The organism is Bacillus sp. FSL W7-1582 (assembly GCF_038593325.1).
Taxonomy (GTDB): domain Bacteria; phylum Bacillota; class Bacilli; order Bacillales; family Bacillaceae; genus Bacillus; species Bacillus altitudinis.
On the sequence record NZ_CP151987.1, the window covers coordinates 3,057,600 to 3,082,847 of the forward strand.

Below are 25,248 nucleotides of genomic sequence, written 5' to 3' on the forward strand. Positions count from 1 at the left end.
CTCCTTTATTCTGGTTTCCTTACGCATTGGACAAGTCTCTCTTTATCCTTTTCCCATTTTGCCCTCATCAAAACGAGAAATCGTGCAGAACGGATAAATACAGAGAAAAAGGGAAAGGGATGCTTCCCCTTCCCTTGTCCGTCTTCATTATATCGTGTCTCTAGGAAAGAACCAAGTGAGTTCCTTCAGTGTGAGAAATTAAAGACCCTGTTTTGCAATGTAAGCTGCAAGGTCAACAACGCGGTGAGAATATCCACTCTCGTTATCGTACCAAGAAATGACTTTCACCATGCTGCCTTCCATTACCATTGTAGAAAGAGCATCGATTGTTGAAGAGTTTGCATTACCATTGTAGTCACCAGATACTAATGGCTCTTCGCTGTAGCCAAGGATTCCATTAAGTTCTCCTTCAGCTGCTTCTTTAAGTGCTGCATTTACATCTTCAGCCGTTACATCTTGATTTAATTCAGCAACAAGATCAACTAAAGAAACGTTAGGTGTTGGAACACGCATAGCGCCACCGTTTAATTTACCTTTAAGTTCAGGCAATACAAGTGAAACAGCTTTCGCAGCACCTGTAGAAGTTGGGATGATGTTTTCCGCAGCTGCACGAGCACGACGGTAGTCTTTGTGCGGAAGATCAAGAATTTGTTGGTCATTTGTGTATGAGTGAACAGTTGTCATCATACCGCGTTTGATACCAAATTTATCGTTAAGTACTTTTGCAAATGGAGCTAAGCAGTTTGTTGTACAAGATGCATTAGAGATGACATCGTGGCTAGCTGCATCGTATTTGTCTTCGTTTACACCCATAACGATTGTGATATCTTCTTCGTTAGCAGGAGCAGAGATGATGACTTTTTTAGCGCCAGCTTCTAAGTGTTTAGCAGCGTCTGCACGTTTTGTGAAGAATCCAGTAGATTCAACAACGATTTCTACGCCTTGTTTACCCCAGCTTAATTTCGCAGGGTCACGCTCAGCTGATACTTCGATTGTTTTACCGTTCACTACTAAGTTCGTACCGTCTACAGAAACCTCTGCATCTAGTTTTCCGTGAACAGAGTCATATTGTAAAAGATGTGCAAGCATGTTAGCGTCTGTTAGATCGTTAACCGCTACTACCTCAACTTCAGGATTGTTTAATGCTGCACGAAATACGTTACGTCCAATACGTCCAAATCCGTTAATACCGACTTTTACTGCCATGATGTTTCCTCCTTTTATAGGTCACAATGTTTTATATTGAGGGATCTATTGACTCCCTTAATAACTCTTTTGCGGCTCCTTCGTCTGTGACGAGAACCGTTCGGCGGGGTTTTTTGAAATAAGCTTCAATGGCCCCAGCCTTTGATGATCCACCTGCAACAGCAATGATGTGTGGAATGCTTTCTAAATCATCTAGCTGCATGCCGACGGAGTGCACTTTGTGGACGACCTCACCATCACGATTAAAGTAATAGCCAAAGGCCTCTGTCACTGCGTCATGCTCATCAATCTTTTTTAAATCTTCAGCGGGTGTGTTTCGTCTCATCGCCATTGTTTTTGCTTCACCGATTCCATGAATAAGCATCGTGGATGATTTAATTGTTTGAAGCACTTCTTTGACAGACGGCTCTTCAATAATGGAAGAGTAAGCACCTTCTGACAGCTGTCCTGGAACAAACAGCAGTTTGTAAGTACCGGAAGCTTTTTCAGCCATGTGGGCACAAATGGTGTTTGCCTGATTTTTTACATTCTCCCCAAGACCGCCTCTCGCAGGGACAAACATCATGTCGCGATTTTTGGCATCAGGGGTCATCATTTCGGCAACAGCTTCCATCGTCGTTCCGCCAGTGACGGCGACGATATTATTTCCAGTAAACCTTTTTTTCATACATTGGACAGCAGCTCTTCCCATTTCTTGCTTCACCCACGGGGATTCATCGCTGTCACCAGAAACAATGATGACTTCTTCCAGGCCTAATTTCCTCTTTAATGTATTTTCCAAAAAGGTTAAACCTAAAACGTCCTTCATCATTCCTTCAAGCATTTCAAGCAAAGCATGACCTTCAGTCGTCAGCATCATACCGCTCGTTTTGACATCCAGCAGATTTTGTTCCTTTAAGAACTGAACTTCAGCTCTTAAAATACGTTCACTCAGACCAAGACTTGTCGCAAGACTTCTGCGACCAATTGGTTCAGCTAATCTGATGTACTGCAAAATGTCGTAGCGTTTTTGCATAACTGTGAGAAGATCTGGTAATAATTTTTTTTGAGCTTCCAATAAACGATTCATGGCTAACGACCCTTTCTTTTCACGTTGGACTAAAAACGTCCCACTGTGACAAAAAACGTCCCGCCACAGCCAAAAAAAATCAATCCCTGCTTTCTTTAATTATTTTAACAGGATAATCTTGCATTTTCAACTCTTACAAACACATTTAGACAAAAAATAGACACATTTTGACCGATAACCTGCTTGTCATCTAGCTTTCCGCCATTTTATTTTTTTAAAACTATTTATTTTCTTCTATATTGAATGCATTTGTCTTTGAAAAGGTGCAGGCGGTCAAAAGCCGCCTGCTTATGTTTTCGGTATCGTTTCTTTCTCTTCATTAAATCGTTTCGCATCTTCCTTCGGTTTAATCTTGAGGTAGTAAATGATGTAGCAGGCGGCCATAAATGGAACTCCGCAATAAAGACCAATCCGCTGATCCTCAATAAAGAATAAACTGATAAGAACAATGCCAAATGCGATAAAGCCTGCTAATGGCACAAATGGATAAAAAGGCGTTCGGAAGACAAGATTCTTTACATCTCCGCCCTCTTTTATGAATTGCCTCCTAAAGAAGTATTGGGATAAACAAATCGACATCCAAACCACGACAAGCACCATACCCGAAATGGATATGAGCCAGACATATACCGTTTTTGGTGCTACAACACTCGTGAGCAGTGATAGAGCGGATACACCCATTGTCACCAATAAGGCATTGATCGGGATTTTACGCTTGGATAATTTTTTCGTGAAAACAGGTCCTTTCCCGTCTTTTGAAAGCGCCCAAAGCATACGTGATGATGCATATAATCCAGAGTTCGCTACAGATAAAACGGCTGTAATGATAATAAAATTCATGATATCTGCAGCGTATGGTATGCCGACCTTGTCCAACACCACAACAAACGGACTATCCACTGCGCCGGCGGTCTGCCATGGAAGAAGTGCTGCAAGAACCGCAATCGATAAAACAAAAAAGACCATCGTCCGCCAAATAATATTCCGAATAGAGCGCGGGAGTGTTTTTTCTGGACTTTCACTCTCCCCTGCTGCAATCCCTACAAGCTCTGTTCCTTGAAAGGAGAAATTGACTGTGACCATGGTTAATAAAATCGCAAAAACACCATTAGGAAAAAGTCCACCATGATCCGTCAAATGACGAAATAGAGGGGCTGGTTCCCCACCTTTCAAGTGAATCATTCCGAAAATTGCGCCAATTCCAATGATAATAAACAATAAGATCGCAGCAACCTTGATGGCTGAAAACCAAAACTCTGTTTCAGCGAAACTGCGTGCCGAGATGGCATTGATGGAAAATAAGATGACGCTAAAGGCAAGACACCAAAGCCAAACAGGGATATCTGGGAACCACCTTTGGAGTAGAATACCTGCTGATGTAAACTCAAGTCCAATTGTACATGCCCAGCTAAACCAATAAAGCCAGCCGATCATAAAGCCTGTGGACGGACCTATATATTTGGTTGCATACTCCTGAAAGGAACCAGCTGTCGGCATCGCCACTGCTAATTCACCAAGACAGAGCATCACCAAATACATGAGCAATCCGCCAATGATAAACGAAAGAATGGCTCCCCCTGGGCCTGCCTGATGAATAATGAGTCCTGACCCAAGGAAAAGGCCTGTTCCGATGACCCCACCTAAGGCAATCATAAAGAGATGTCTGCTTTTCATGGAACGCTCTAATTCATTATGCTGTTCTGGCTTCAAATCCGCTTCCCCACTTTCACTCTTCTATTCATCAACCTTTGACAAAATTCGCCGTTCATTGAAAGAGAAAGGGAGAATTTGAAGTCTTCTCCCTTGATCATTTATGCTTGAAATAACGCTTCGATATGAGCGATTGCCCAATCCAAGTCTTCTTTTGAAATGGTGAGCGGCGGTGCAAATCGAATTACTGTCTCATGGGTTTCTTTGCATAACAGCCCGGCTTGCTTGAGCTTCTCGCAATAGGGTCTAGCTGCCTCAGTCAGTTCCATTCCAATAAATAGTCCACGCCCGCGCACTTCCTTAATGACAGGACTTTGAATGCGTGACAGTTTGTCTTTGAAATATTCCCCAAGCTCCAATGAGCGCTCGGCAAGCTTCTCGTCGATTAAAACATCTAGTGCAGCTAGCGATACTGCGCACGCAAGAGGATTCCCGCCAAAGGTAGACCCGTGAGATCCTGGGTTAAACACACCTAAAATATCACGATTTGCTACAACACATGAGATCGGGAATACCCCACCGCCAAGTGCTTTACCAAGAATCAGCATATCCGGCTCAATATCTTCCCAGTCGCATGCAAACATCTTGCCGGTCCGAGCTAATCCCACTTGAATTTCATCTGCGATCAATAACACATGTTCCTTCTCACAGATCGCTTTTGCCTCTTTTATAAAGCCCTCAGGCGGCATGACAATGCCCGCTTCTCCTTGAATCGGTTCAAAGAGAAAAGCTGCTGTTTGCGGAGTGATTGCTTCGCGTAACGCCTCAATATCTCCATAAGGGATGAGCTTTATGCCTGGGAGCATCGGACCGAAACCTCTTTGATATTCTGCTTCCGAAGAAAGTGACACAGCCGTCATTGTACGACCATGAAAATTCCCGGTACATGCAATGATTTCTGCTCGATTCTCTTCGATTCCCTTGACATCATAGCCCCATCGTCTCGCTGCCTTTATCGCCGTTTCCACAGCCTCGGCACCCGTATTCATCGGCAATGCCATCTCTTTATTCGTTAATTTGCAGATCTTCTCATACCATGGGCCAAGCTGATCATTATGGAAGGCCCTTGATGTGAGTGTCACGCGGTCAGCTTGTGTTTTAAGCGCTTCAATAATGCGGGGATGGCGATGTCCTTGGTTCACTGCAGAATATGCACTGAGCATATCCATGTAGCGGTTGCCTTCAGGATCAGTCACCCACACTCCCTCAGCCTCTGAAATCACAATTGGCAACGGATGATAATTCGCCGCACCGTATTGTTCTGTTTGATGAATCAATGCTTTTGTCTGTGTCATCGTGTATTCCTCCTTCTATAAGCTTGCCTCTTTTGATTGGGTTCATCTTCACTCTTATGTTATGCAAGGATCATGCCAACTTAGTGATCGCTCTGTGTCTAGGATTGTGCTCATCTTTACCGCAAAAATATTTTGCATATGCAAATTTTTTTAGAGGAAACCGCAAAATTTTTCATGTAAAATAGAGGTAATGTCTGGAGGTGGCGCAAGTGAAAAAAGATCAGCATACCGCAAAGCTCGAAAATGAGATTGATCTATATAAACAAATGCTCGATTTAATTGATGTTGGGGTTCACGCCATTGACGAAAATGGCAATACCATTGTTTATAACAAAAAAATGATGGAGATCGAATCTTTAAAACGTTCTGATGTCCTTTATAAAAATGTCTTAGACCTCTTTGTGTTTCAGGATGAGATGCACAGTACACTTGTCCAAGCGCTGCGAACCGGGAAACAGACGGTTCATGCAAAGCAGACGTATCACAACTACAATGGAAAAGAAATCACAACGATTAACCATACATACCCGCTCGTTCGAGACGGTTTGATTCAAGGGGCAGTTGAAATTTCGAATGATGTCACGAAACTGGAACGGCTCATTCATCACAATATGAAGAAAAAAGGAAACACACGCTTTACATTTGATTCAATCATTGGGGAGAGTCCTGCCTTTTTAGAAGTGATTGAACATGCGAAACGAGCCACACGTACCTCTTCTTATGTGCTGATTGTTGGTGAGACAGGGACGGGGAAAGAACTATTTGCACAAAGCATTCATAATGGCAGCAGCCGTTCATCTGGACCATTTATTACGCAGAATTGTGCAGCACTGCCTGATAACCTGATTGAAAGTCTGCTTTTTGGAACACAAAAAGGGGCTTTTACAGGGGCAACAGATCAGCCGGGTCTATTCGAACAAGCACAAGGAGGTACACTGCTTTTAGATGAGATCAACTCATTACACCCAGCTCTTCAAGCAAAACTATTGCGCGTCTTGCAAGAGAAACGTGTAAGAAGGTTAGGCAGTACAAAGGAAATCGCCATTGATGTGAGAGTGATTGCTAATATGAATGAGGACCCTGTAGATGCGATCGCAGGTGGACGGATGCGAAAGGATTTATTTTACCGGCTTGGCATTGTCACCTTGTTTATCCCGCCACTCTCTGAGCGAAAAGAAGACATCCCCACATTTGTCATGCATTTTATTCAAAAATATAATGAACTGTTTCAAATGAATGTGAAGGCGGCTGATGAAGAGGTACTTGCCCTGTTCCAAACGTATCATTGGCCGGGCAATGTAAGAGAACTGGAGCATGTGATTGAAGCTGGGATGAATATGATGATGGACGAAACATACTTAAGCATGCATCACCTTCCTTACCATTTCCGTTTCAAGCAAGGAGAAGGACGTCCTAGTGAACACATGCAGATGAGTCCGCTTAATCTAGCAGCTGCAGCTGATACGTTTGTCTACACGAGCTCAGATCATACAACTGATTTCCAAACCCAAATGGAACGATTTGAAAAACAATACATCGTCCATTACTTAAATAAAATGGACGACAATATTTCACAGACTGCAAAGATATTGGGCATGAGCAGGCAAAGTCTGCAATATCGAATGAAAAAGCTGCATATTTCTCTTCAATAATAGAGCTGTGCCCTTATGTGGCACAGCTTATTGAATATCTGGCTTTCCTTCCTGTTCTTGCAGCACATCACCAAGAAGTTGTTCTACTGTTTCCAAATGTGTAAGCATCGCCCTCTCCGCTTCTTCTGGCTGCTTGTCCATGACAGCTTGATAAATACGTTCATGGTCTTTGTAAAGCTGACGTATGGACGCTTTTCTTGAGAATAACACGATTTTTCTTGTTTCTCGCATCGTTTCCATTAACAAGGTTGAGACCTGATTCATTAACGCCGCTAGTAAATGATTCTTTGAGGCTTTAGCGATGGCAAGATGAAATGTGAGGTCTGCCTCCTCACCAATTTCTTTATGCGCCTCTGCACGCTTCATTTGTTCTAGTGCCTCATGCAGTCGATGGAGGTCATCGTCTGTCCGCAGCAATGCTGCCTTTTTGACAGCACCTGATTCAATGATTGATCTCACTTCAAGAAGCTGCACGATATCCTGCTGCTTCATCAAAAAAGCAGGAGATAAACAAAATGTGAGCTGCTCAGGATCGAACTGCTTCACATATGTGCCTTCTCCTTGCTTCATCTCTATTAATCCGATCGCTTTCAGAGCGGACAGCGCCTCTCTCACAGCGGAACGGCTGACTTGAAAGTTTTCAGAAAGTGCTTGAACCGAGTCTAATTTTTCGCCCGGAAGAAGCTCCCCCGTTCGAATGGATTCGATTAATGCATCCGCAATTTCTTCATATATTTTTTTCGTTTTGATTTGTTTATATTTCAATTGGTCTCACCTCATCACTGTTGTCTACCCTATCGGCTCATGCCCTATCTTATACTTTACCCCAAAATTCAGATCACACCTCTCCCCTTTTCTCAATTCTCAAGAAATCTTCAATCGCTCTTCCACTCATCAAAAAAGAAGCACGTGCCATTGTTTCTGGCATGTGCTTCTTTTTAATCATAGCGTTTCCGCAGCGTGGAAGACGGAAGGTTCATTTGCTCACGATATTTGGCAATAGTCCTGCGAGAGACACGGATACCAAAGGTTTGCTGAAGTTGCGTCATGATTTGCTGATCCGAATACGGTTTTTTCTTATTTTCTGATTGAATCAGCTCTGAAATGTGCGTCTTCACTGTGTAGCTGGATGCTTCTTCTAGCGAATGCCCTTCTAGTTTCGCTTGAAAAAACTGTTTCATTTCCATTAACCCATAAGGGGTCTGCACCATTTTTCCTTTGACTGTTCGGCTCACTGTCGACTCATGCACTTGTAATATATCTGCAATCCGCTTCATCGTAAGCGGTTTCATTTTATGCTTCCCTGTCAGGAAAAAATCAGTCTGTTGTAAGATAATCTCACGAATGACATTTGTCATCGTTTGTTTTCTCTGCTTCAGCGCTTGAACAAGCCAATTGTACTGCTGCTGCTTTTCCTTTAAATACGTGTATGCTTCATGCCGCTTTTGATCTTGAATCATGGCGAAATACCCTTCATTCATTTCAATGTCCGGAAAAGCACGCTGGTTCAGCTCGAATGTGATGTGACCTCCCGTAGCTGTAATCAACACATCTGGTTCTATATACACATCCTGGTCTTCATAAGAGAAATGAAGGCCTGGTCTTGGTTCGAGAAGCGACACCTCATCTTGTATGGCCTGCAAGGTTTTCAAAGGTATACCTGTTTTTGCCGCGATTTCCTTCCAAGCCTTCCTTGCGAAAAGAAAGAAATGCCCTTCGATGATCAGCTCTGCTTCATACCAGCGATCCTTTTTTCGTCTAAGCTGGAGCAGGATACATTCTTGCAATGATCTAGCGCCAATACCAGCAGGCTCTAATGATTGAAGCTGATGAAGAACAGCTTCTACTTCTTCTGCCGAAGCCCCTAGAGCAGCGGCCATTTGGTCAATCGGTTCATTTAAATAGCCATTGGAATCAATGGACTCAATCATAAATTGAAAAATCCTTTGATTCTTTTCACTTAAATTCAAATCAATGGCCTGTCTCTTTAAATACATTTGCAGGCTTTCTTTTTGATGCGTACGATACGGCTCTGTCATTCGATCTTGCGTTCTTTTATGATAAACTGGTTGATAGCTGTCCGTGTCTTTCCGCTCAATCAGAGGGTTCTCAAGCGCTAACTGATCCAGATACTCACCCAGCTCTGCACAATTCAATTGTAGCAGCGTAATCGCCTGCCTGAGTTCTTGCGTGAGTACCTGCTTTAATACTAGTTCTTGTTGCAGTTTAAGGCTCATTGTCTCCCCTCCCTCTCATCATTTTACATGAAGATTGACGGACCGTATATACGAAATAGGAGTGATTTCCATGTCTGAACTTTTTTCCGTTCCATACTTTATCGACAATTTAAAACAGCACATTGCCATGAATCAACATGAAGACAAGATTCATGCCATGAACGCTTATTATCGTTCGGTGGTTTCTACACTTGTGCAGGACCAATTGACGAAAAATGCTGTTGTCTTGAAGCGAATTCAGCATCTCGATGAAGCGTACCAAAAGGTGAAAAAAGAAAGCGAATAAATGGACGACAAACAACACCCTTTCTCATGATTGCAAAGGGTGTTTTTCATGCAGGAAAAGCTTTTGATCCAGCTTTGATTTGTACATCATCAAAAAGCCTGACCGTCCTAAAGTATAAATGATAAAGGCAAACCATAGTCCGTGATTGTGCCATATCGGAATGACTGCCGCCTGAACAGCCACAAACAAAATCATCGCAAACAGCATTGAATTCCTAACAGGAGCAATTTCTGTCGCACCTGTGAATACACCATAAATCACCAAACCAAAACAAGCAGCAAACGGATAAAGAACGAGCCAATCGGCATATTGCAGTGTCACATCAAGAAGCTGAGGCAAATTTGTAAACAGGCTCAAAATCGGTACTTTAAAGAAAAAGTAACCTGTCGCAATGACACATGCCATCACAACTGCCCATTGTCTCGAAAGGGTTAATGTTTTATCATAAAGCGCTCGGTCGTTCGCACCTACTGATCTACCGACAAGGATGCTGGATGCATTGGCAAATCCATCGAACAAATAGGCCATGATGTAGTGAATTTGAAATAAAATGGCATTCGCCGCCAATTGCTCCGTTCCGAAAGACGCTCCCTTCGCTGTAAACATGTTGATCACAACAAGCAGACAGATCGTTCGGATAAACAAGTCTTTATTCACATGAAACATTTTCTTTACTGCACGTGTGTCCATCATCTGCTGGATAGACGGCATCCGATAACCGTTTGACGTATGCTTCAAGATAATCCAGACCCCTAACACAAAAGCAGTGAGTTCAGAGATCAATGTCGCCGCTGCCACACCTTTGACGGCAAAAGAAAACGCATGAACTAAGATCAATGCCAAGATCATATTCATGACATTGATCAAAATTTGTAAAGAAAGGGCTTCTTTCATTTTTGCCATCCCCATCAGCCAGCCGAGTATGACGTAATTCATTAAGGTAAATGGCGCTCCCCAGATCCGAATGTGAAAATAGGCCGCTGCATGTTGGCGCACATCAGCAGCAGGAGAGATGATCCATAATGCGGATTGAATAATGGGCCATTGAAGAGCAATAAAACAAAGCCCGACGATTATAGCCAGCAAAAAAGGCCTTAGAAAAGCAAGAACACCCTGCTCCTCGTTCTGCGCTCCGTTTGCTTGGGCGGCAAAAGCAGATGTACTTACCCGTAAAAAGCCAAACAGCCAGTACAATGTACTAAAAATGAGACTGCCGACTGCGACGCCTCCTATATAAGCGGGGTTGGCAAGCTGGCCAACAACTGCTGTATCGACAGCTCCAAGTAATGGCGTGGTCATCGTTGAAATGGTTAAAGGGATCGCCAAAGCTAAATATGCTCGATGGTTCACGATGCCACCTGCCTTTCATGAAAAATAGCCTCTCCTAAAAGAGGCATTGAAGGGATGAAAAAGTTAACGAACCGGCCTGCCAATCGTTCGAGACAAAGGGTGACTGGCGAGCGTTGCCTCCTTCATTTTCAGCACAGCTTCGTGCTCTGATATAAAGAAATCATCCTTCGATTGAAACTGAGCCACAAGTTCACCTTGATCAAGAATCGCTAATTGATCACTTAAATGATAGGCCGCTGTCAAATCATGTGTAATAAATAAGTATGCAAGCTTCAGCTCTTTCTTTAATTCGACTAACAAATCTAAAATGACAGCCTGCGTAACCATATCTAAGCTACTGACTGATTCATCCAGCACAATGAGCTTTGGCTGAAGCACCAGTGCTCTGGCGATGTTGATCCGCTGTAGCTGGCCGCCGCTAAATTGGTATGGGTACTTGGACAAATCCTGCTCACTGAGCCCTACTCTTTCTAACCAGTGAATGAGTATATGCTGACGATTTTTACGGGTCATTGGTTCATAATTTTCAAGTGGCTCAGATAGAATTTGTTCCACTGTCCACCTTGGATTCACCGCCGAATATGAATCTTGAAATACCGCTTGTACATGTCGGCGGAAATGCTGATGTGTCCGCTGATCTGCACGAATGATATCCTGACCTTCAAACAGAACTTGTCCGCTACTCGGCTTCTCTAGTCCAAGGATGATGCGGCCGAGTGTACTTTTCCCTGCACCACTTTGACCTAATAGCCCAAGACAAGTGCCTTCTTCAATGGTCAAATGGACGTTTTTCAGGACAGGGGCTCTCCCTTTTGTCCTCATCAGAAACGATCGGTTGCCATATGAATGACTCACTGCTTTCACTTCTATTAAATGCAACGGTCTTCTCACCTCAAATCGTGCAAACAGCTGGCATGGATGGACGAGCTGCTAAAAGTTTCTTTGTATAATCATGCTTCGGGTGTTCAAAAAGCTCAAGAACTTCAGCCTTTTCAACGATTTTTCCTTGTTTCATCACCACAACCTCGTCTGCCATTTCCGCAATCACACTAAGATCGTGGGTAATGAGCAAAATCGCCGTTCCGTATTCATGACGAATTTGATTCAAGTGCTCAAGCACCAGCTTCTGATTGTGTACATCTAATGCGGTTGTCGGTTCATCTGCGATGATCAGAGGCGGATGCATACAGGCAGCCATAGCAATCATGACACGCTGGAGCATCCCCCCGCTTAATTCAAAAGGGTACTTACTCAGTAATTGATCTGGATGCGGCAGGTTCATTTTCTCTAAGGCTTTCATTGCCTGGACCCGTGCCTGCCTTTTACTGACAGCTGTATGCCGGCGGATTGTTTCAATCAATTGATGTCCAATTGTCCATACAGGCGTAAAGCTATTCATTGGATTTTGCATGATATATGAGAGATCTTTGCCACGAATAGACCGCATATGCTGTTCACTCAAACCGATCAATTCTCGACCTTGTAGAGTGATACTGCCAGTCACTTCCGTTGTTTTTCGATCAAGCATGTTTAAGATCGACATACTTGTCACCGTTTTTCCGCATCCGCTCTCACCAATTAATCCAACAATTTGACCGTGCTTTACCTCAAATGCTATTTCCTGAACGAGAGAAATGGTTCCTTGCGGCGTTTTCGTATGCACATGCAGGTTCTCTATGTTTAAAATAGACTCTTCCATCTGACTCATTCCTTTACACACGACGTTTGATGCCATATTTCTCTGAAAGGGCTTCTCCCAGTAAGTTGAATAGAATGACCACAGCCATAATCACAAGACCCGGATAAAGCATCAGCTGAGGATTTGTTTGAATATAAGATTTTCCTTCATGGATCATCGCTCCCCATTCAGGCGTAGGGGGCTGAACCCCTAAGCCTAGAAAAGACATGGCGGAAATGTCCATAATCGCCCAGCCCATTTCAAGTGTGCCCACAACTGCGAGTGGCGGCAGTACATTCGGAATCATATGCTTTCTCATGATATTCCAATGGGAAGTACCACTAATCTTCGCAGCTGCAATAAAGTTTTGTTCCTTTAAACTAAGCACCATCCCTCGAAAGACGCGGGCGTAATACACCCACTGCACAAGCATCAAAGCCAGCACCACTTGAGAAAGCCCTGGTCCAAAAATACCGACTAATCCGAGGATCAGCACCAAATTTGGAAATGCCATGACCCCGTCGCACAATCTCATCAATACGTGATCGATCCAGCCACCTTTATATCCAGAAATCAGCCCTACGATTAAACCGATAGATAGAGAGGAAACAAAGATTAACAACGCACAGCCTAGTGAAATACGAGCACCATATAGAATACGAGATAAATTGCATCTTCCCAATTGGTCGGTGCCTAGAGGATACTCCCATGAAGAACCCTTTAGCTTCATTGCAAGATTGACAGCCGCTGGGTCATGCGGAGCGATCCATGGTGCACATATCGTCACAATGAGCAGGAGACTGAGCAGCAGCACACAGATCGAGATCATCTTTTGATGATAGAAAAGATGTTTTACTTTTGTCATCATGGCTGGCGGCCTTCCTTTCTAGAAATACGGGGGTCAATGAGCAGCTGAAGGAGATCAACTATCAAGCTGCTTAAGATAAAGATACACGCCGCCATCAACACATAAAATTGAATGACCGGCAGATCCCGGTTAAAGATCGCTTCAATAAAAAATCGTCCAAATCCAGGCCATGAAAAAACAGCCTCTACAATAATAGTCCCTGTGAGCAGCTTGCCAAGATTCACGCCAAGTCCTGTCAGCATCGGTGATATCGCCATTCTGAAGACATGTTTGAACATAATCGATTGTTCCTTTAACCCTCTCATTCTCGCATATTGAACAAAAGGCTCGTGAAGCGTCTCACTCACACTCGCTCGCAATAATCTCGTATACATCGCAATTAACGGCACAGCCAGTGTAATGGATGGCAGTACAAGATGTTCCCATGTACCAACACCTTCAACAGGTAAAAGATCGAGTTTCACTGAAAAAAAGAAGATGAGCAAATATCCCAAAACAAAGGTCGGGATAGATGCTCCTAGGAAGGAAATCATCCGGCTCACATGATCTACAACGCCATTTTTTCTCAACCCGCTGAAAAAGCCCAGTGGAATACTGACACAAATTGCGATCAGCAGACTAGTGAACGCCAATTGAATCGTCGCAGGTATTCGATAGATCACCTCATCAAGCACAGGCTGATTGGTCATATACGACCGCCCAAAATCAAGACGGACGACTTTTCCAATCGTATGAAGGTACTGCATGTAAAAAGGTTCATCTAAACCAAATTCACTTCGTTTTTGGGCTAATACCTCATCAGTAGGCTGAATATGAGCCGCTGCTAAATATGCCTCCGCTGGATCAACTGGTGACAGATGAATCATGCCAGTTGTGAACAGTGTCGCTAGTAGAAAAACAGGAATGATGGATAACATTCGTTTGATGATATAGCGGCTCATTTGCTTACCTTCCTTCTGTTACTTCAGCTTGATGCCTGTGAAAGGATGTTCATCTCGATTCGCAGGGAAATCAAAGTCCTTCACATCTTTTTGATAAACAGCTGTCTTTTTAAAATAAGAGATTGGCACAATCGCCCCTTGATCTTGCAAGGATGATAAGACGGACGAATAAAGTGCTTTACGTTTGTTTTCATTAGTTGTTGATGGAATCTCCGTCATTTCTTTGATCAGCTTATCTTTATTCGGATACGCTGAGATCGCCTCTTTGAATCCAAAACCATCTGATGAGACAACGTTCATAAATGTATGCGGATCATACGGCGCTCCATAATTGCTAAAGAAGTTCATATCAAATTTGTTCGCTTTAAATCGCTGAACCTGCGTCGCCAGCTCGACACCTTCAAGTTTGACGCCGACCCCAATGGCTGCCCATTCTGCCTGCAGTGTTTCAGCCATTGTTTTTTGAATCGATTCTGCTGAGTCATACATCATACTAAACTCAAGCGTTTTTCCGTCTTTTTCCCGTATGGTTTTTCCTTTTGGAAGCGTCCAGCCCGCTTCATCCAGTAAAGCCTTCGCTTTGTCCACATCATACTGGAAAGATTTCACCCGGATGCCTGACGTATATGGCATGTTTGTCGGCAAGATGTGATCTGCTACATCCTCTAAGCCAGAGGTCACACCTTCCACCAATGATGTTTTATTGATCGCATACTGAAGGGCGTGACGCACTTTCTGATCTGACAGCTGATCGACTTTTGTGTTCATGACAAGCTGTCTTGTGGCTACAGGCTCTGACATCTTCGTTTCATACTTGCCGCTCGCCTCTAGTTGTTTAAAAGCATCAAGGCTAATCGTTCCTTCTCCATAAAGTAAATCTACATCGCCTTTTTCAAATGCCATCACTCTTGTTTCAGCATCTGGAATGACCTTCACTTTGATTTCTTTGACCTTTGGTTTCTCTCCCCAGTAGTGGTCATTTCGTTCAAAAATCGCGTAATCATCTTTTTTGTACGTCTTTAATACCCAAGGACCTGTCCCCACTGGTTTTTCGATTCCTTTTGATGTATCTCCGTTTTTCGGAAAACCTGCTTCTCCTAGGAAACGAACAGGGCGCACAACAGCTAACTCCTGAACAGTTGGATAATAAGGCTCAGTTAATGTGAGTTTAAACGTTTGCTTGTCCACTGCTTCTGTCTTTTTGATTTTCTTTATGACACCTAACCAGCTATGTACTTCTTTGTTTTTTAAAATCGTATCAAAATTCTTTTTCACAATATTCGCATTAAATTTAGATCCATCTGAGAACGTGACATTGTCTCTAAGATGGAACGTATACACCTTGCCATCCTTGGAAACATCCCATGATTTTGCTAATTCAGGTTTAAGCTTTCCATTTTTTTGATAGCTCACCAATGGTTCGTAAATCATGGATTGGGCAAACAATTGTGATGGATTGTATATGTGCGGATTCATTTCGCCAATATCTCTTGGCCATGCCATGGTGATCATATCGGGATGATCCTTGTCTCCACCTGCTCCATTATTTGCTTGAGAACAGCCTACTAGTAAGAAGATCAGTAGGATAGGTAATATTGTATTTATTTTAATTTTCGGAAAATTACTCCAAATCGACATAAGTTGGTTGCTCCTCCTAATTGATGCTGATAATCATTTTCATTTTAAGGAGGAAGGACTCTGTTGTCAATATCATATTTGAAACGAAATGACAATATATATTCCTTATTATTCCACAAATTAAGGGATTTGTTAAAAAGAGAGGCAGGCTGCTGATGAACGAGCAGCCTATGAGGAGGGTAATGCTTTCTTTTGCAGGGCGTTGTACAGTGTATCAATGACAAGCTCCTGTTCCGCGTCTGTCATGCTTGTACCAGATGGCAGGCAAAGACCTGTCTCAAATAACAACTCAGATGCAGGGACTTCATCGGCTGTTGTATAAAAAGGATAACCATGAAAGAGCGGCTGCTGGTGCAGCGGCTTCCATACACGCCTTGCTTCGATCTGCTTTTGTTCTAAAGCATCTATCATCTCTACTGGAGACATCTGTGCATGATGATCAATGGTGAATGTGGTCAGCCAGCGGTTTGATGTGGTGTCTTGATATTCTGGCATAAATTGAAGGCCTTCAATATCGGCTAAAGCATCTTGATAACGCTCGAAAATGCGGCGTTTTTGCTGAACACGCTCCTCTAACACTTCCATTTGTGCAATTCCTACACCTGCGAGCAGGTTGCTCATTCGATAGTTATATCCCTCCTCTTGATGCTCATAGTGTAGGGCATGTTCTCTCGCCTGTGACGCGAGAAATCGGCAGCGGTCGATCGCTGCTTCATCATCACTGACAAGCATTCCGCCTCCTGATGTTGTAATGATTTTATTTCCGTTAAAAGAGTAAACACCGAACCTGCCCATTGAACCGCTTTTTCTTCCTTTATATATACTGCCTAACGATTCAGCCGCATCTTCAATGATTGGCACATCATATGCCTCACACACTGCTATGATTTCATCCATTTTCGCACTTTGTCCGTATAAATGAACGACAATGACCGCTCGGGGTCTTTTCCCAAGTCGTTTTGTTTCAGCAAAGGCTTTCTCTAACGCCAGCGGACACATATTCCAAGTCTCTTTTTCTGAATCAATAAAAACAGGCGTCGCTTGTTCATATAAAATAGGATTTGCACTGGCAACAAATGTGAGAGTGGAACAAAAGACCATATCTCCCTTTTGAACGCCAAGGAGTTTTAAGGCAAGGTGAATGGCTGCTGTTCCTGAAGATAATGCTGCTCCTCTCTTCACCCCTGCATAATCCGCGACCACTTGCTCAAATTCATTTACAAGCGGTCCTAATGGTGCAATCCAATTGCTTTTAAATGCCTCCTCTATTTTCATCTGTTCTTTTCCACTCATATGAGGAGGAGATAAGTAGATTCGTTTCCTGTCTCTCATGATTTCCCACCTTCTCTTCGATCTTTGATCTCAATTGCAGGAACGCCTACAGCGACTTTCTGATCATGTATATCTCGGGTCACTGCCGCTCCTGCGCCGATTACTGCCCAGCTTCCAATGGTTCTGCCAGGTATGACAGCAGCCCCAGCTCCAATATGAGCACCCTCTCGCACAGAGACACAGCCGGTGAGCACAGCTCCCGGGGATAGGTGCGTAAAGGATTCGAGAAAGCAGTCATGCTCCACGATAGAACCGGTGTTGATAATGGCATGCTCACCGATCACTGCATCTGCTTGCACAACAGCCCTTGCCATCACAACCGTTCCCCCGCCAACCTTCGTTGACGAGCTCACAACTGCCTCTGGATGAATCAGTGTGGCAAATGCCCTCTCTTCAAATTCGAGACGTTCTTTGATCCTCTGTCTGATTTCGTTTTGCCCAATGGCAATAAGCCATTGCATATCAGGTATTTCATCTCTTACCTTTTGACTCATAGAAATCGGACCATACAGAATGCCGGTTTGAGGGTCAGCTTCCTCAAATCGATCGTCTAATACAGCACACAATGAGTACTCAGGATGCAAAAAAATCAACTCCTGAATGACCTTACTGTGTCCGCCAGCCCCTATTAAGCCAATGGGCTGCTCTTTACGTATCAGTTCCTTTGAATTTTTCAGCTGTTGCATGATTTGGCTGCTGCACCCCTTCTGTTTTGATGACTTTCAGTAAGGTCATCCATAAGATTTTCATATCGAGCCAAAACGATTGGTGCTCTACATACCAGAGGTCATAGGTGAATTTCTCCTCCCAAGAGAGAGTATTTCTTCCATTCACCTGGGCCCATCCAGTGATACCAGGCTTTACAAGATGACGCTTCGCTTGCTCCTCTGTGTACATTTGTAAATACTCCATTAAAAGCGGTCTTGGTCCAACGAGACTGATTTCCCCTTTGAGTACATTGACAAGCTGCGGCAATTCATCAAGACTGAGCTTACGAATAAAGGCGCCGGTTTTTGTTAATCGAAGATGGTCTGGAAGCAGTACGCCATGTTCATCGCGTTCCTCGGTCATCGTCCGAAATTTATAAAGCATAAACGGCTGTCCGTACAGACCAGGCCGTTCTTGTCGAAACACCACAGGCGCTCCGATTTTCCACCGAATGAGTCCATAGATGAGAAGGAAAAGAGGACTCCCTGCGATGAGCAGTGTCAGTGCCACGACCACATCTATTATTCTTTTCATCATTGCTTCTCCTTTCCACACTAGCGGGAGACAGCTCGTTCAATAGCAGCTTGTTTCACCTTACGCATGAGCTGTATCCGCTCTTGTTTTGTTCCTGCAAATTGATACAAATAGCCTAAGTAGAGAACGAAACATATTCCGCCAATACAAAATAGCTCCCACCATCTCGTCACATCATACACAGCCTGAATGCCGGCACAGATCCCCCATATGAACAGAGCCCCAAACAGCGGAACGACTGTATGTTTATAAAAGATGGTACTTTTCTGTTTCGTGATCTTGGCTGTATACAATGGGAGAAAGACGATATTTTTCATCAATAAAACAACGGCTCCTGCTGATGCAATGCCATATAACCCGAGCTGAAGTAGGTGAGTCAGTCCATAGGCGAACAGGACATTGGAACCGCCTAATATGAGTGTCACAACCGCCGGCACTTTAAATCGGTTAAAGGCAGTCGGTACATAGGTCAGCGGTAAAAACATCAACGTGAAACACAAATAAGCCGCATGAATCATCAGCAGCCATTTCAGCTCCTCAAAGGCTGGTCCAAGCCATAACAGCATGAGCGGACCGGCAAGACCTCCTAACAGAGCCGCGGGGAATGCCACAAATAAACCACTCCATTTCATGGCTTTGGCAGCGTATTGAATGAGCCCCTGCTCGTCTTGATTTGAATATAATTTTGTGATCGTTGGCGCAAACACAACCGCAAGTGTCCCTGCAAGGGTGCGCAATAATAATGGAAATTGTAAAATGGCGGCATACTGTCCAGTCGCTTCTGCCCCAATCAGTAAGTTGGTCATCAATAAATCGATTTGTAAAAACAACAAAATGCCCATTTGTTCAAATGAATGCCACACCCCTGATCGAACCAGCGTGAGACTTGAAGATAAAGAAACGTACCGCCACTTAAACGAAAACCAAGGAATGAGTTTCTTAAAATAATAGAGACCCATTCCCAAAGCGGCGAGACTCCCTATAACGGCTGCAAGCGGAATATGCCAAATGGCTGGTGTTGTCACGGTAAATAACAGAACAATCACAAGCGCCCTGCCAAACATCTGAATGGCCTGTCCAACACTCGATACATATAATTTGTTCGCATAAAATGGTGCCGCCCCAATACCAGACATGACGAAATTGAGCATAAATAAAAGACCCCCTAACACAAAGGCGATCTGTGTATCTTTTGCAAGATGAGCAGGCACATGGAGCCAGTCAACCAGCTGCTGAGACATGAATAGACAAAGTAAAAAAAGACAGATGGATAAAAAAAGAGAACTGACAAAATAGGAAGCGAGATAGCGCTGCGCTTGTTCCATCTCTCCTTTATGAGCGGCAACAGAAAAAAAACGCACCACCACAGCACTTAATGAAGCCGTAATGACCGATAAATAATTGATCATATTTTGCGTCAGATGAATCAGACCAAACGCTTCCACTCCAAGTGTATGAACAATGTAAGGCGTTAAACAAACAGACATCAGCATCATCAAGATAAACGTCATCACATTTGCACTGACATTGTAAAGAAACGCACGGTTCATGGTGATTTCACGCAGTGTTTAAGGGCCTTCATCCAGCTTCCTCTCCCTTTTGTCCGCTTGTTTTCATATGCTGATGAATGGCCTTTTTCACCGCTTCCTCCGTTGGTTCCTTCAAAAGGGTCATAAATGGCAAGTGCGCTACCCATTCATATCCTTCCATGACTTTATGATCAAACGACCTGATGACAACACACGGTGTATGTGTGATCGCACAAAAGATCATGCCATGCAGTCGATCTGTCACGACGACTTGTGCCTGTCTTAACTGCGTCCATAACGTGGATAATTCCTCTAAACGAGTCGTTCGATTCACTCGCTTCCCAATGGTTGTTGTGATAAAACCAACTTGATCATACGTTTCTTTGATATGCTCCTGCAGTTGTTCTCGTTTCTCTTTCGTGAGATATGCCTCCTTATCCTCACGCAGACAAAGCAGCACTCCTTTACGGGTTTGACTCTTTGATGTTTCGTCTAATGTCAGGACCATATCAGGCTGTTTCCACACCTCTTTATTAGGAAAATGCTGCTTCATCCATTGATAGGTGGTTTGATCTCTTGCCATCAAAAGAAGCCTCGGGTGTTGCTGATATGCTTGAATGGCGCGGCGTTCTTCTCTTTTCCCTCTCTTTGTTTCTGTAAAATGAGCAGTAGCGGGCAGCTGAATGACGGGATAGGACTTAAAGGCGTTCATGATAAATTGTCTTGTCCATTCTTCATATCGGTATAAATCGCCCATGTTGCCCCCGCCGATGATACAGACAATGTCCTCTGGGTGCCGCGCGTGCTTCAGCGGACGTGCTAGACGATACATCTCCTGCATGTCTACTTCTATGATTTGATAGTCTGGAAAATGCTTTTGTAAAAAACAGCAGCTCGCATAGGCAATCGCATGATCACCTAAGTTGTCATGTGCCGGTAGCAGCGTGAGAATGATCTTCTTCTGATGACGCAGCTCTGGCAGTCTTTGGCGGCTCAACCTATATTGAAGTGGATACTTGACCTTTAAGAGCAGCCACTCTGCGGCATGTGCTTTTAATTGCTGGAATGTCACACTCATCACCCCGATTTTCTCGTTTGATATTCAATCCATTTTTGATAGCTTGAAGCTGCGGCAGAGAGCGGATACACCCACTGCAGCCTAGCAAGGAATAAGATCATTCGCTTTCGCACAGTCAGCTTCGATGGTTCCACTTGTTTCACAGCCTTCTGAAAAGCTTCATGTGTCACCATTTCACGCATATGACCAAGCTTTTTTTGAAAGGACAGGGAATTTTGGCTCTTCCATTCATTGAGCATACAATGCAGCGTATGATTCACGATAAAAAAACAAAAAGCCTTCTCATATGGTGTCAGCTCATCATGCTCTTTTAAAAACAAACGCTGCGCGTCATAAAACGCCAGTCCATGCTGAAAATACTGCTTTTGATATCGCTGGACAATGGATGACAAATGAACCCGGTAATAATAAAGCGGCTCATGAACAAAGGCAATGACACGTGATAAAGAAAAACAGCGCAGCGTGACATATTGATCTTCAATATTCTCAAGCTCACCTCTCAACGGAAAACGGATATGATGCTTTTCGATAAATGCCCGCCGATACAGCTTATTCCATGAGAATCCCGTGATCTCACCATGTAATAACGATTCTATTAAACTTGTCTTATCGGCTTTCTGCTGAGCTAACAGCGTCGTCGGTATGATCCGTTTTGACTGTTCAAACTGAATCCAATATTCACTAACAACAAGATCGGCACCAGTGTTTTCGGCTTCTTGATATAAAGCCTCACAGTATTGAGGAGCGAGAACATCGTCTGAATCAACAAAGGCAAGATACGTTCCTGTTGCTTCTTCTATGCCCCTGTTCCTCACCGCTCCCAGCCCTTGATTGGTTTGGTGAATCACCCGAAATCGCTCATCACGCGCAGCAAACGCTTCAAGGATGTCTCCACTGTGATCGGTAGATCCATCGTTAATGAGGATGACCTCTATATCTGAAAAGCTTTGGTCTGCAATCGATTGAAGACACTGCTCCACATATTGACTAGTGTTATAGATTGCGACCAATAGACTGATAGCTGGCATGACAGCAAGCCCCACCTTTCTTCAAATCTACTTTGTAAAAATCGTTCGGTACGGTAAAACAGAAGAATCAAACGGCATCAGCATGATGCTGTACAAAATATAGCAAACCCCAATTCCGATATACATAAAAAAATTGGTTCGCTGATCAAAAATCCGTGTGAAATAAGGCAGTAAAATGAGCTGATACAGACCAAAGTAAATATGAAATCTTGCATAAATGACATCCTTCGTTGCAAGGATGCCAAACAAAAATCCAAGCAAGCAAAAATTCACAATATAATCACTCTCTGGCGTCAGCTCACGAAGTCGTTTTCGACAAAAGAACGCAAGCAATAACGGCAAAATCAAGACACCAATTTTCGTCACATTCATTCCATTCGTATTCGTTGTCAGCCACTCCTCGTAATGACCATAAGAACTCCCTTGCAGCATCACCACAAACACGGAGACAAAGCGGTCATACAGAGCGGTTAAGCCTAGAAAAATCATACATAACACAAGCATCATCCAAGACCATGCCTTTGTTCTGACGATGAAATAGACTGGAATCATAATGAGTGCCGAGGAATGAAACAGCGCGCATACAAGCACGAGCGGAAAATACCATTTCCACTGACCTTTGATGACAAATCGGATGGCATAAAAAAGAATCGCCGCCACCATATACTGCCGCATGCCATTAAACGAAGCGTAATAATGAAATGTGCCGAGAAATAGCAGCATACTAAGCTCAAATGGCCGTCCATATCGCACAAGTGTTTTGATAATAAAAAAATAGGTGATGATCCCAACTGTGATATACATGATTTGCGGCTCATGTGACAGTTGATTGAGCATCCACAAGATCAATGTAAAGCCCGGATCAGTGGCGGCCTTGTCTACACCGAATCCGAAAATATGCCAAGGCTTGTCATAGTTGACGGAGAACTCATACATTTGTCCATAGGTGACGAAATCAGTTCCTACTTTGTAGCGTATGCCCGCCACAATACAAAGAAATAAAAATGGAAAAAACACCAGAAGCTTGTTCGGCCGCCAGCCGCTTTGTATGGTATCATCACGTCTGCCATAAAATGCAGCAAAGCTCGACCATAAATAGACCATGATCATGTTCACCAAATAAACCGCCATCTGCCAATCCTTCCTTATAATCCATACACATTCATCACACGGGTGATGTTCTGTTTCACATCAAATCCTCTAATGCCAAGCTGAGAAATAATCGTCTCCTGAAGAGGAGGGTCTGCATGGTAGGCTTCTAGTATGGCTTTCATCCACTCATGTGCTGAATCTTGCAAGGACTTCCGTTTCACAAGCCCACAACCTAAATCGACTTCCTTTGTGATATGATCTGAAATCACACATGGGAGTCCAGATGCCTGCGCTTCCACTAATACGAGCGGAAGACCTTCAAACAAAGACGGCATCACAAACACATCAAATGCTTTCATATACTGCGGAACCTCTGAGACAACGCCCGTAAACACAATGTCTTCCATTAATCCTGCTTTCACTGCATACGATTCAACCACTGGCCGGAGCGGCCCATCTCCTATGAGAACTAGCTGAAAGGAGACCCCTTGTTTTTTCAGTGTCTGCGCTAATTCGATGAAAAAAACATGGTTTTTCTGCTCATGAAATCGGCCAATATGTCCAATGATCAGTTTTCTCTCGTGAAGATGGAGGTCTTTTTTCATCTTCACCTTCGCTTCTGGCTCCAACTGAAAAAAAAGGTTCAAATCAATCCCATTTGGCAAAATGTCCACTCGTCCATCGTGCATTCTTTTTTGTCCAAATAAAAAGACACCGGCATCTTCACCGCATGCAACAAGCTTCGTAGAAAAGGCAAAGATCAGCTGACGAAATCCTTTGAGCATCAAATGATCCACCCGGCTAGGAGACTGTTTCCAAGCCGTATTATGTGAATGGCAAATGCGTATCTTCACACCTGCCAGTTTCGCAGCAAGGGCAGAAAAGCCCGTTTGAAAATCTGTATGTGCATGCACCGCCTGATAAGGTCCCGTTTGCTTAATCGTCTTCGTCAACGTTTTGACAAACGTCCATGGAGAGGACGCTCCAATACTTGGGACATAAAAAATCCGCCCGCCAAGCTGACGAATTTCCTCATCGTAATCACAGACATCCTCTCGGTGGGTAATGAAATCAAATTGAAGAACATTTCGGTCGATTGCACGATAGATGTTCATGATCATCGTTTCTGCACCGCCTCTGTTCATTCCGCCCACAACATGAAGTACACGCTTTGGCTCACTCATCCCGAATCGTCCTCCTTTTCACCATAGATCCTCCAAGTTTCCGCTGATGATAAAACCTCATGATCTTTGGTGACATACAGGCACGGATGACCGGCTTAAGCGCAAAGAGATAATCAAACGGCGACAATTTTAATTGCTTGCATGCTTTTAACACAAGCCAGGCATTGTCCATTGAGTATCGGAATTTCCGGCGCTGAAAGGCCGCTTCATCCTCCCTTACAAGGTATAAGGGCTCTTGCAGATTAAAGCCTTTTCTCCCCGCAGCAAAAAAACGAATCCAAAGATCGATATCTTCCATCCGTCTGGTTGTTTTGACAGAACGATAGCCATTTAAAGCCTTGTAGGCAGACGCTCTCATCATAATCGTCCCATGACAAAAAGGCGTTCCTCTTGCTAGCACCCTTCGATCAGGCTCTGAGACAAGTGCTCGAACGCCCTTCGTCCCTGACTCATCAAACACCGTCATCGCCGTACCAACTACATCATATTCCGGATGTGCATCAAGGAAACGAACCTGTTTTTCTAATCGTGTAGACACCGATATATCGTCGCCATCCTGTCTTGCAATCAGTTCTCCATTCGTTTCAGTGAGACAACGATTTAAACTGGCGGCAAGTCTTTGATTGTGTTCATTTCGGATGAGGCGAATTCTATCGGGTTCACGCATGGTATAGTGCAGCACTTTTTCATAGGTGCCATCTGTTGATGCATCATCACATATGATGAGCTCCCAGTTTTCATAGGTTTGATGGAGAATCGATTCAATGCTTTCTTCTACTGTCTCTTGGCAATTGTAAACACCCATGATAATCGATACTTTCGGCTGACGCATG

General features: G+C 43.7%; 23 protein-coding genes. 2 read left to right on the forward strand and 21 right to left on the reverse strand.

Annotated features, from left to right (window positions below):
- Positions 1 to 198: 198 nt before the first annotated feature.
- From gap to NSQ11_RS15885, 4 genes are all read right to left on the reverse strand, one after another.
- A complete protein-coding gene (gene gap, locus NSQ11_RS15870) occupies positions 199 to 1,206 on the reverse strand; it encodes a type I glyceraldehyde-3-phosphate dehydrogenase (RefSeq protein WP_012011304.1) in 1,008 nt (335 codons plus the stop codon).
- Positions 1,207 to 1,237: 31 nt separating this feature from the next.
- Positions 1,238 to 2,275 carry a sugar-binding transcriptional regulator gene (locus tag NSQ11_RS15875; protein WP_008347711.1) on the reverse strand — a complete coding sequence of 346 codons (1,038 nt, stop codon included), beginning with the start codon at positions 2,273 to 2,275 and terminating at the stop codon, positions 1,238 to 1,240.
- Positions 2,276 to 2,563: 288 nt separating this feature from the next.
- A complete protein-coding gene (locus NSQ11_RS15880; RefSeq protein WP_035389427.1) occupies positions 2,564 to 3,985 on the reverse strand; it encodes an amino acid permease in 1,422 nt (473 codons plus the stop codon).
- A 101-nt stretch (positions 3,986 to 4,086) separates the two neighbouring features.
- Complete coding sequence (locus tag NSQ11_RS15885) at positions 4,087 to 5,280, reverse strand: ornithine--oxo-acid transaminase (protein ID WP_035389429.1); 1,194 nt, start codon at positions 5,278 to 5,280, stop codon at positions 4,087 to 4,089.
- Positions 5,281 to 5,489: 209 nt separating this feature from the next.
- On the opposite strand from NSQ11_RS15885, the gene NSQ11_RS15890 reads away from it, so the two are divergent.
- Positions 5,490 to 6,932 (forward strand): sigma 54-interacting transcriptional regulator, encoded by a 1,443-nt coding sequence (locus NSQ11_RS15890; protein ID WP_035389431.1) that lies wholly within the window; start codon positions 5,490 to 5,492, stop codon positions 6,930 to 6,932.
- A gap of 27 nt (positions 6,933 to 6,959) precedes the next feature.
- Here NSQ11_RS15890 and NSQ11_RS15895 read toward each other — a convergent pair whose 3' ends face one another.
- Positions 6,960 to 7,697, reverse strand: a complete 738-nt coding sequence (locus NSQ11_RS15895) for a FadR/GntR family transcriptional regulator (RefSeq protein WP_035389433.1) — start codon at positions 7,695 to 7,697, stop codon at positions 6,960 to 6,962.
- Positions 7,698 to 7,870: 173 nt separating this feature from the next.
- Positions 7,871 to 9,169: an RNA polymerase factor sigma-54 gene (gene rpoN, locus NSQ11_RS15900; protein WP_335357908.1), complete on the reverse strand. Its 1,299-nt coding sequence runs from the start codon at positions 9,167 to 9,169 to the stop codon at positions 7,871 to 7,873.
- A gap of 70 nt (positions 9,170 to 9,239) precedes the next feature.
- Here rpoN and yvfG point away from each other — a divergent pair, with 70 nt between their 5' ends.
- On the forward strand, positions 9,240 to 9,455 hold the full coding sequence (yvfG, locus tag NSQ11_RS15905; RefSeq protein WP_017359206.1) for a protein YvfG: 216 nt from the start codon (positions 9,240 to 9,242) through the stop codon (positions 9,453 to 9,455).
- A gap of 24 nt (positions 9,456 to 9,479) precedes the next feature.
- On the opposite strand, the gene NSQ11_RS15910 is transcribed toward yvfG, so the two are convergent.
- From NSQ11_RS15910 to NSQ11_RS15980, 15 genes are all read right to left on the reverse strand, one after another.
- Positions 9,480 to 10,805, reverse strand: coding sequence for an MATE family efflux transporter (locus NSQ11_RS15910; RefSeq protein ID WP_079920536.1), 1,326 nt, complete (start codon positions 10,803 to 10,805; stop codon positions 9,480 to 9,482).
- Positions 10,806 to 10,868: 63 nt separating this feature from the next.
- Positions 10,869 to 11,684: a dipeptide/oligopeptide/nickel ABC transporter ATP-binding protein gene (locus NSQ11_RS15915; protein WP_342501158.1), complete on the reverse strand. Its 816-nt coding sequence runs from the start codon at positions 11,682 to 11,684 to the stop codon at positions 10,869 to 10,871.
- A 13-nt stretch (positions 11,685 to 11,697) separates the two neighbouring features.
- Positions 11,698 to 12,504, reverse strand: coding sequence for a nickel import ATP-binding protein NikD (nikD, locus tag NSQ11_RS15920; RefSeq protein WP_076821132.1), 807 nt, complete (start codon positions 12,502 to 12,504; stop codon positions 11,698 to 11,700).
- Between the two features lie 13 nt (positions 12,505 to 12,517).
- A complete protein-coding gene (gene nikC, locus NSQ11_RS15925) occupies positions 12,518 to 13,351 on the reverse strand; it encodes a nickel ABC transporter permease subunit NikC (protein WP_212338584.1) in 834 nt (277 codons plus the stop codon).
- Positions 13,348 to 14,292, reverse strand: coding sequence for a nickel ABC transporter permease subunit NikB (nikB, locus tag NSQ11_RS15930; RefSeq protein ID WP_025208001.1), 945 nt, complete (start codon positions 14,290 to 14,292; stop codon positions 13,348 to 13,350). Before nikB ends, nikC begins: the two co-directional genes overlap by 4 nt.
- A gap of 18 nt (positions 14,293 to 14,310) precedes the next feature.
- On the reverse strand, positions 14,311 to 15,930 hold the full coding sequence (gene nikA, locus NSQ11_RS15935) for a nickel ABC transporter substrate-binding protein (protein ID WP_008347738.1): 1,620 nt from the start codon (positions 15,928 to 15,930) through the stop codon (positions 14,311 to 14,313).
- A gap of 168 nt (positions 15,931 to 16,098) precedes the next feature.
- A complete protein-coding gene (locus NSQ11_RS15940) occupies positions 16,099 to 17,262 on the reverse strand; it encodes a DegT/DnrJ/EryC1/StrS family aminotransferase (RefSeq protein ID WP_008347739.1) in 1,164 nt (387 codons plus the stop codon).
- Positions 17,259 to 17,948: an acetyltransferase gene (locus NSQ11_RS15945; RefSeq protein WP_046344511.1), complete on the reverse strand. Its 690-nt coding sequence runs from the start codon at positions 17,946 to 17,948 to the stop codon at positions 17,259 to 17,261. The genes NSQ11_RS15940 and NSQ11_RS15945 overlap by 4 nt, the downstream gene beginning before the upstream one ends.
- Complete coding sequence (locus NSQ11_RS15950) at positions 17,911 to 18,504, reverse strand: sugar transferase (RefSeq protein ID WP_017359198.1); 594 nt, start codon at positions 18,502 to 18,504, stop codon at positions 17,911 to 17,913. The genes NSQ11_RS15945 and NSQ11_RS15950 overlap by 38 nt, the downstream gene beginning before the upstream one ends.
- Positions 18,505 to 18,524: 20 nt before the next feature.
- On the reverse strand, positions 18,525 to 20,054 hold the full coding sequence (locus NSQ11_RS15955) for an MATE family efflux transporter (protein ID WP_035389448.1): 1,530 nt from the start codon (positions 20,052 to 20,054) through the stop codon (positions 18,525 to 18,527).
- 28 nt (positions 20,055 to 20,082) lie between these two features.
- A complete protein-coding gene (locus NSQ11_RS15960; protein ID WP_017359196.1) occupies positions 20,083 to 21,111 on the reverse strand; it encodes a polysaccharide pyruvyl transferase family protein in 1,029 nt (342 codons plus the stop codon).
- Complete coding sequence (locus NSQ11_RS15965) at positions 21,111 to 22,139, reverse strand: glycosyltransferase (RefSeq protein ID WP_342501159.1); 1,029 nt, start codon at positions 22,137 to 22,139, stop codon at positions 21,111 to 21,113. The genes NSQ11_RS15960 and NSQ11_RS15965 overlap by 1 nt, the downstream gene beginning before the upstream one ends.
- Positions 22,140 to 22,166: 27 nt before the next feature.
- Positions 22,167 to 23,270 carry an EpsG family protein gene (locus NSQ11_RS15970; RefSeq protein ID WP_342501160.1) on the reverse strand — a complete coding sequence of 368 codons (1,104 nt, stop codon included), beginning with the start codon at positions 23,268 to 23,270 and terminating at the stop codon, positions 22,167 to 22,169.
- Between the two features lie 14 nt (positions 23,271 to 23,284).
- Positions 23,285 to 24,415 (reverse strand): glycosyltransferase family 1 protein, encoded by a 1,131-nt coding sequence (locus tag NSQ11_RS15975; protein WP_035389450.1) that lies wholly within the window; start codon positions 24,413 to 24,415, stop codon positions 23,285 to 23,287.
- The gene (locus tag NSQ11_RS15980; protein WP_058213583.1) at positions 24,408 to 25,247 is read right to left on the reverse strand and encodes a glycosyltransferase; all 840 of its coding nucleotides are present in this window, start codon (positions 25,245 to 25,247) and stop codon (positions 24,408 to 24,410) included. The genes NSQ11_RS15975 and NSQ11_RS15980 overlap by 8 nt, the downstream gene beginning before the upstream one ends.
- Position 25,248 lies beyond the last annotated feature (1 nt).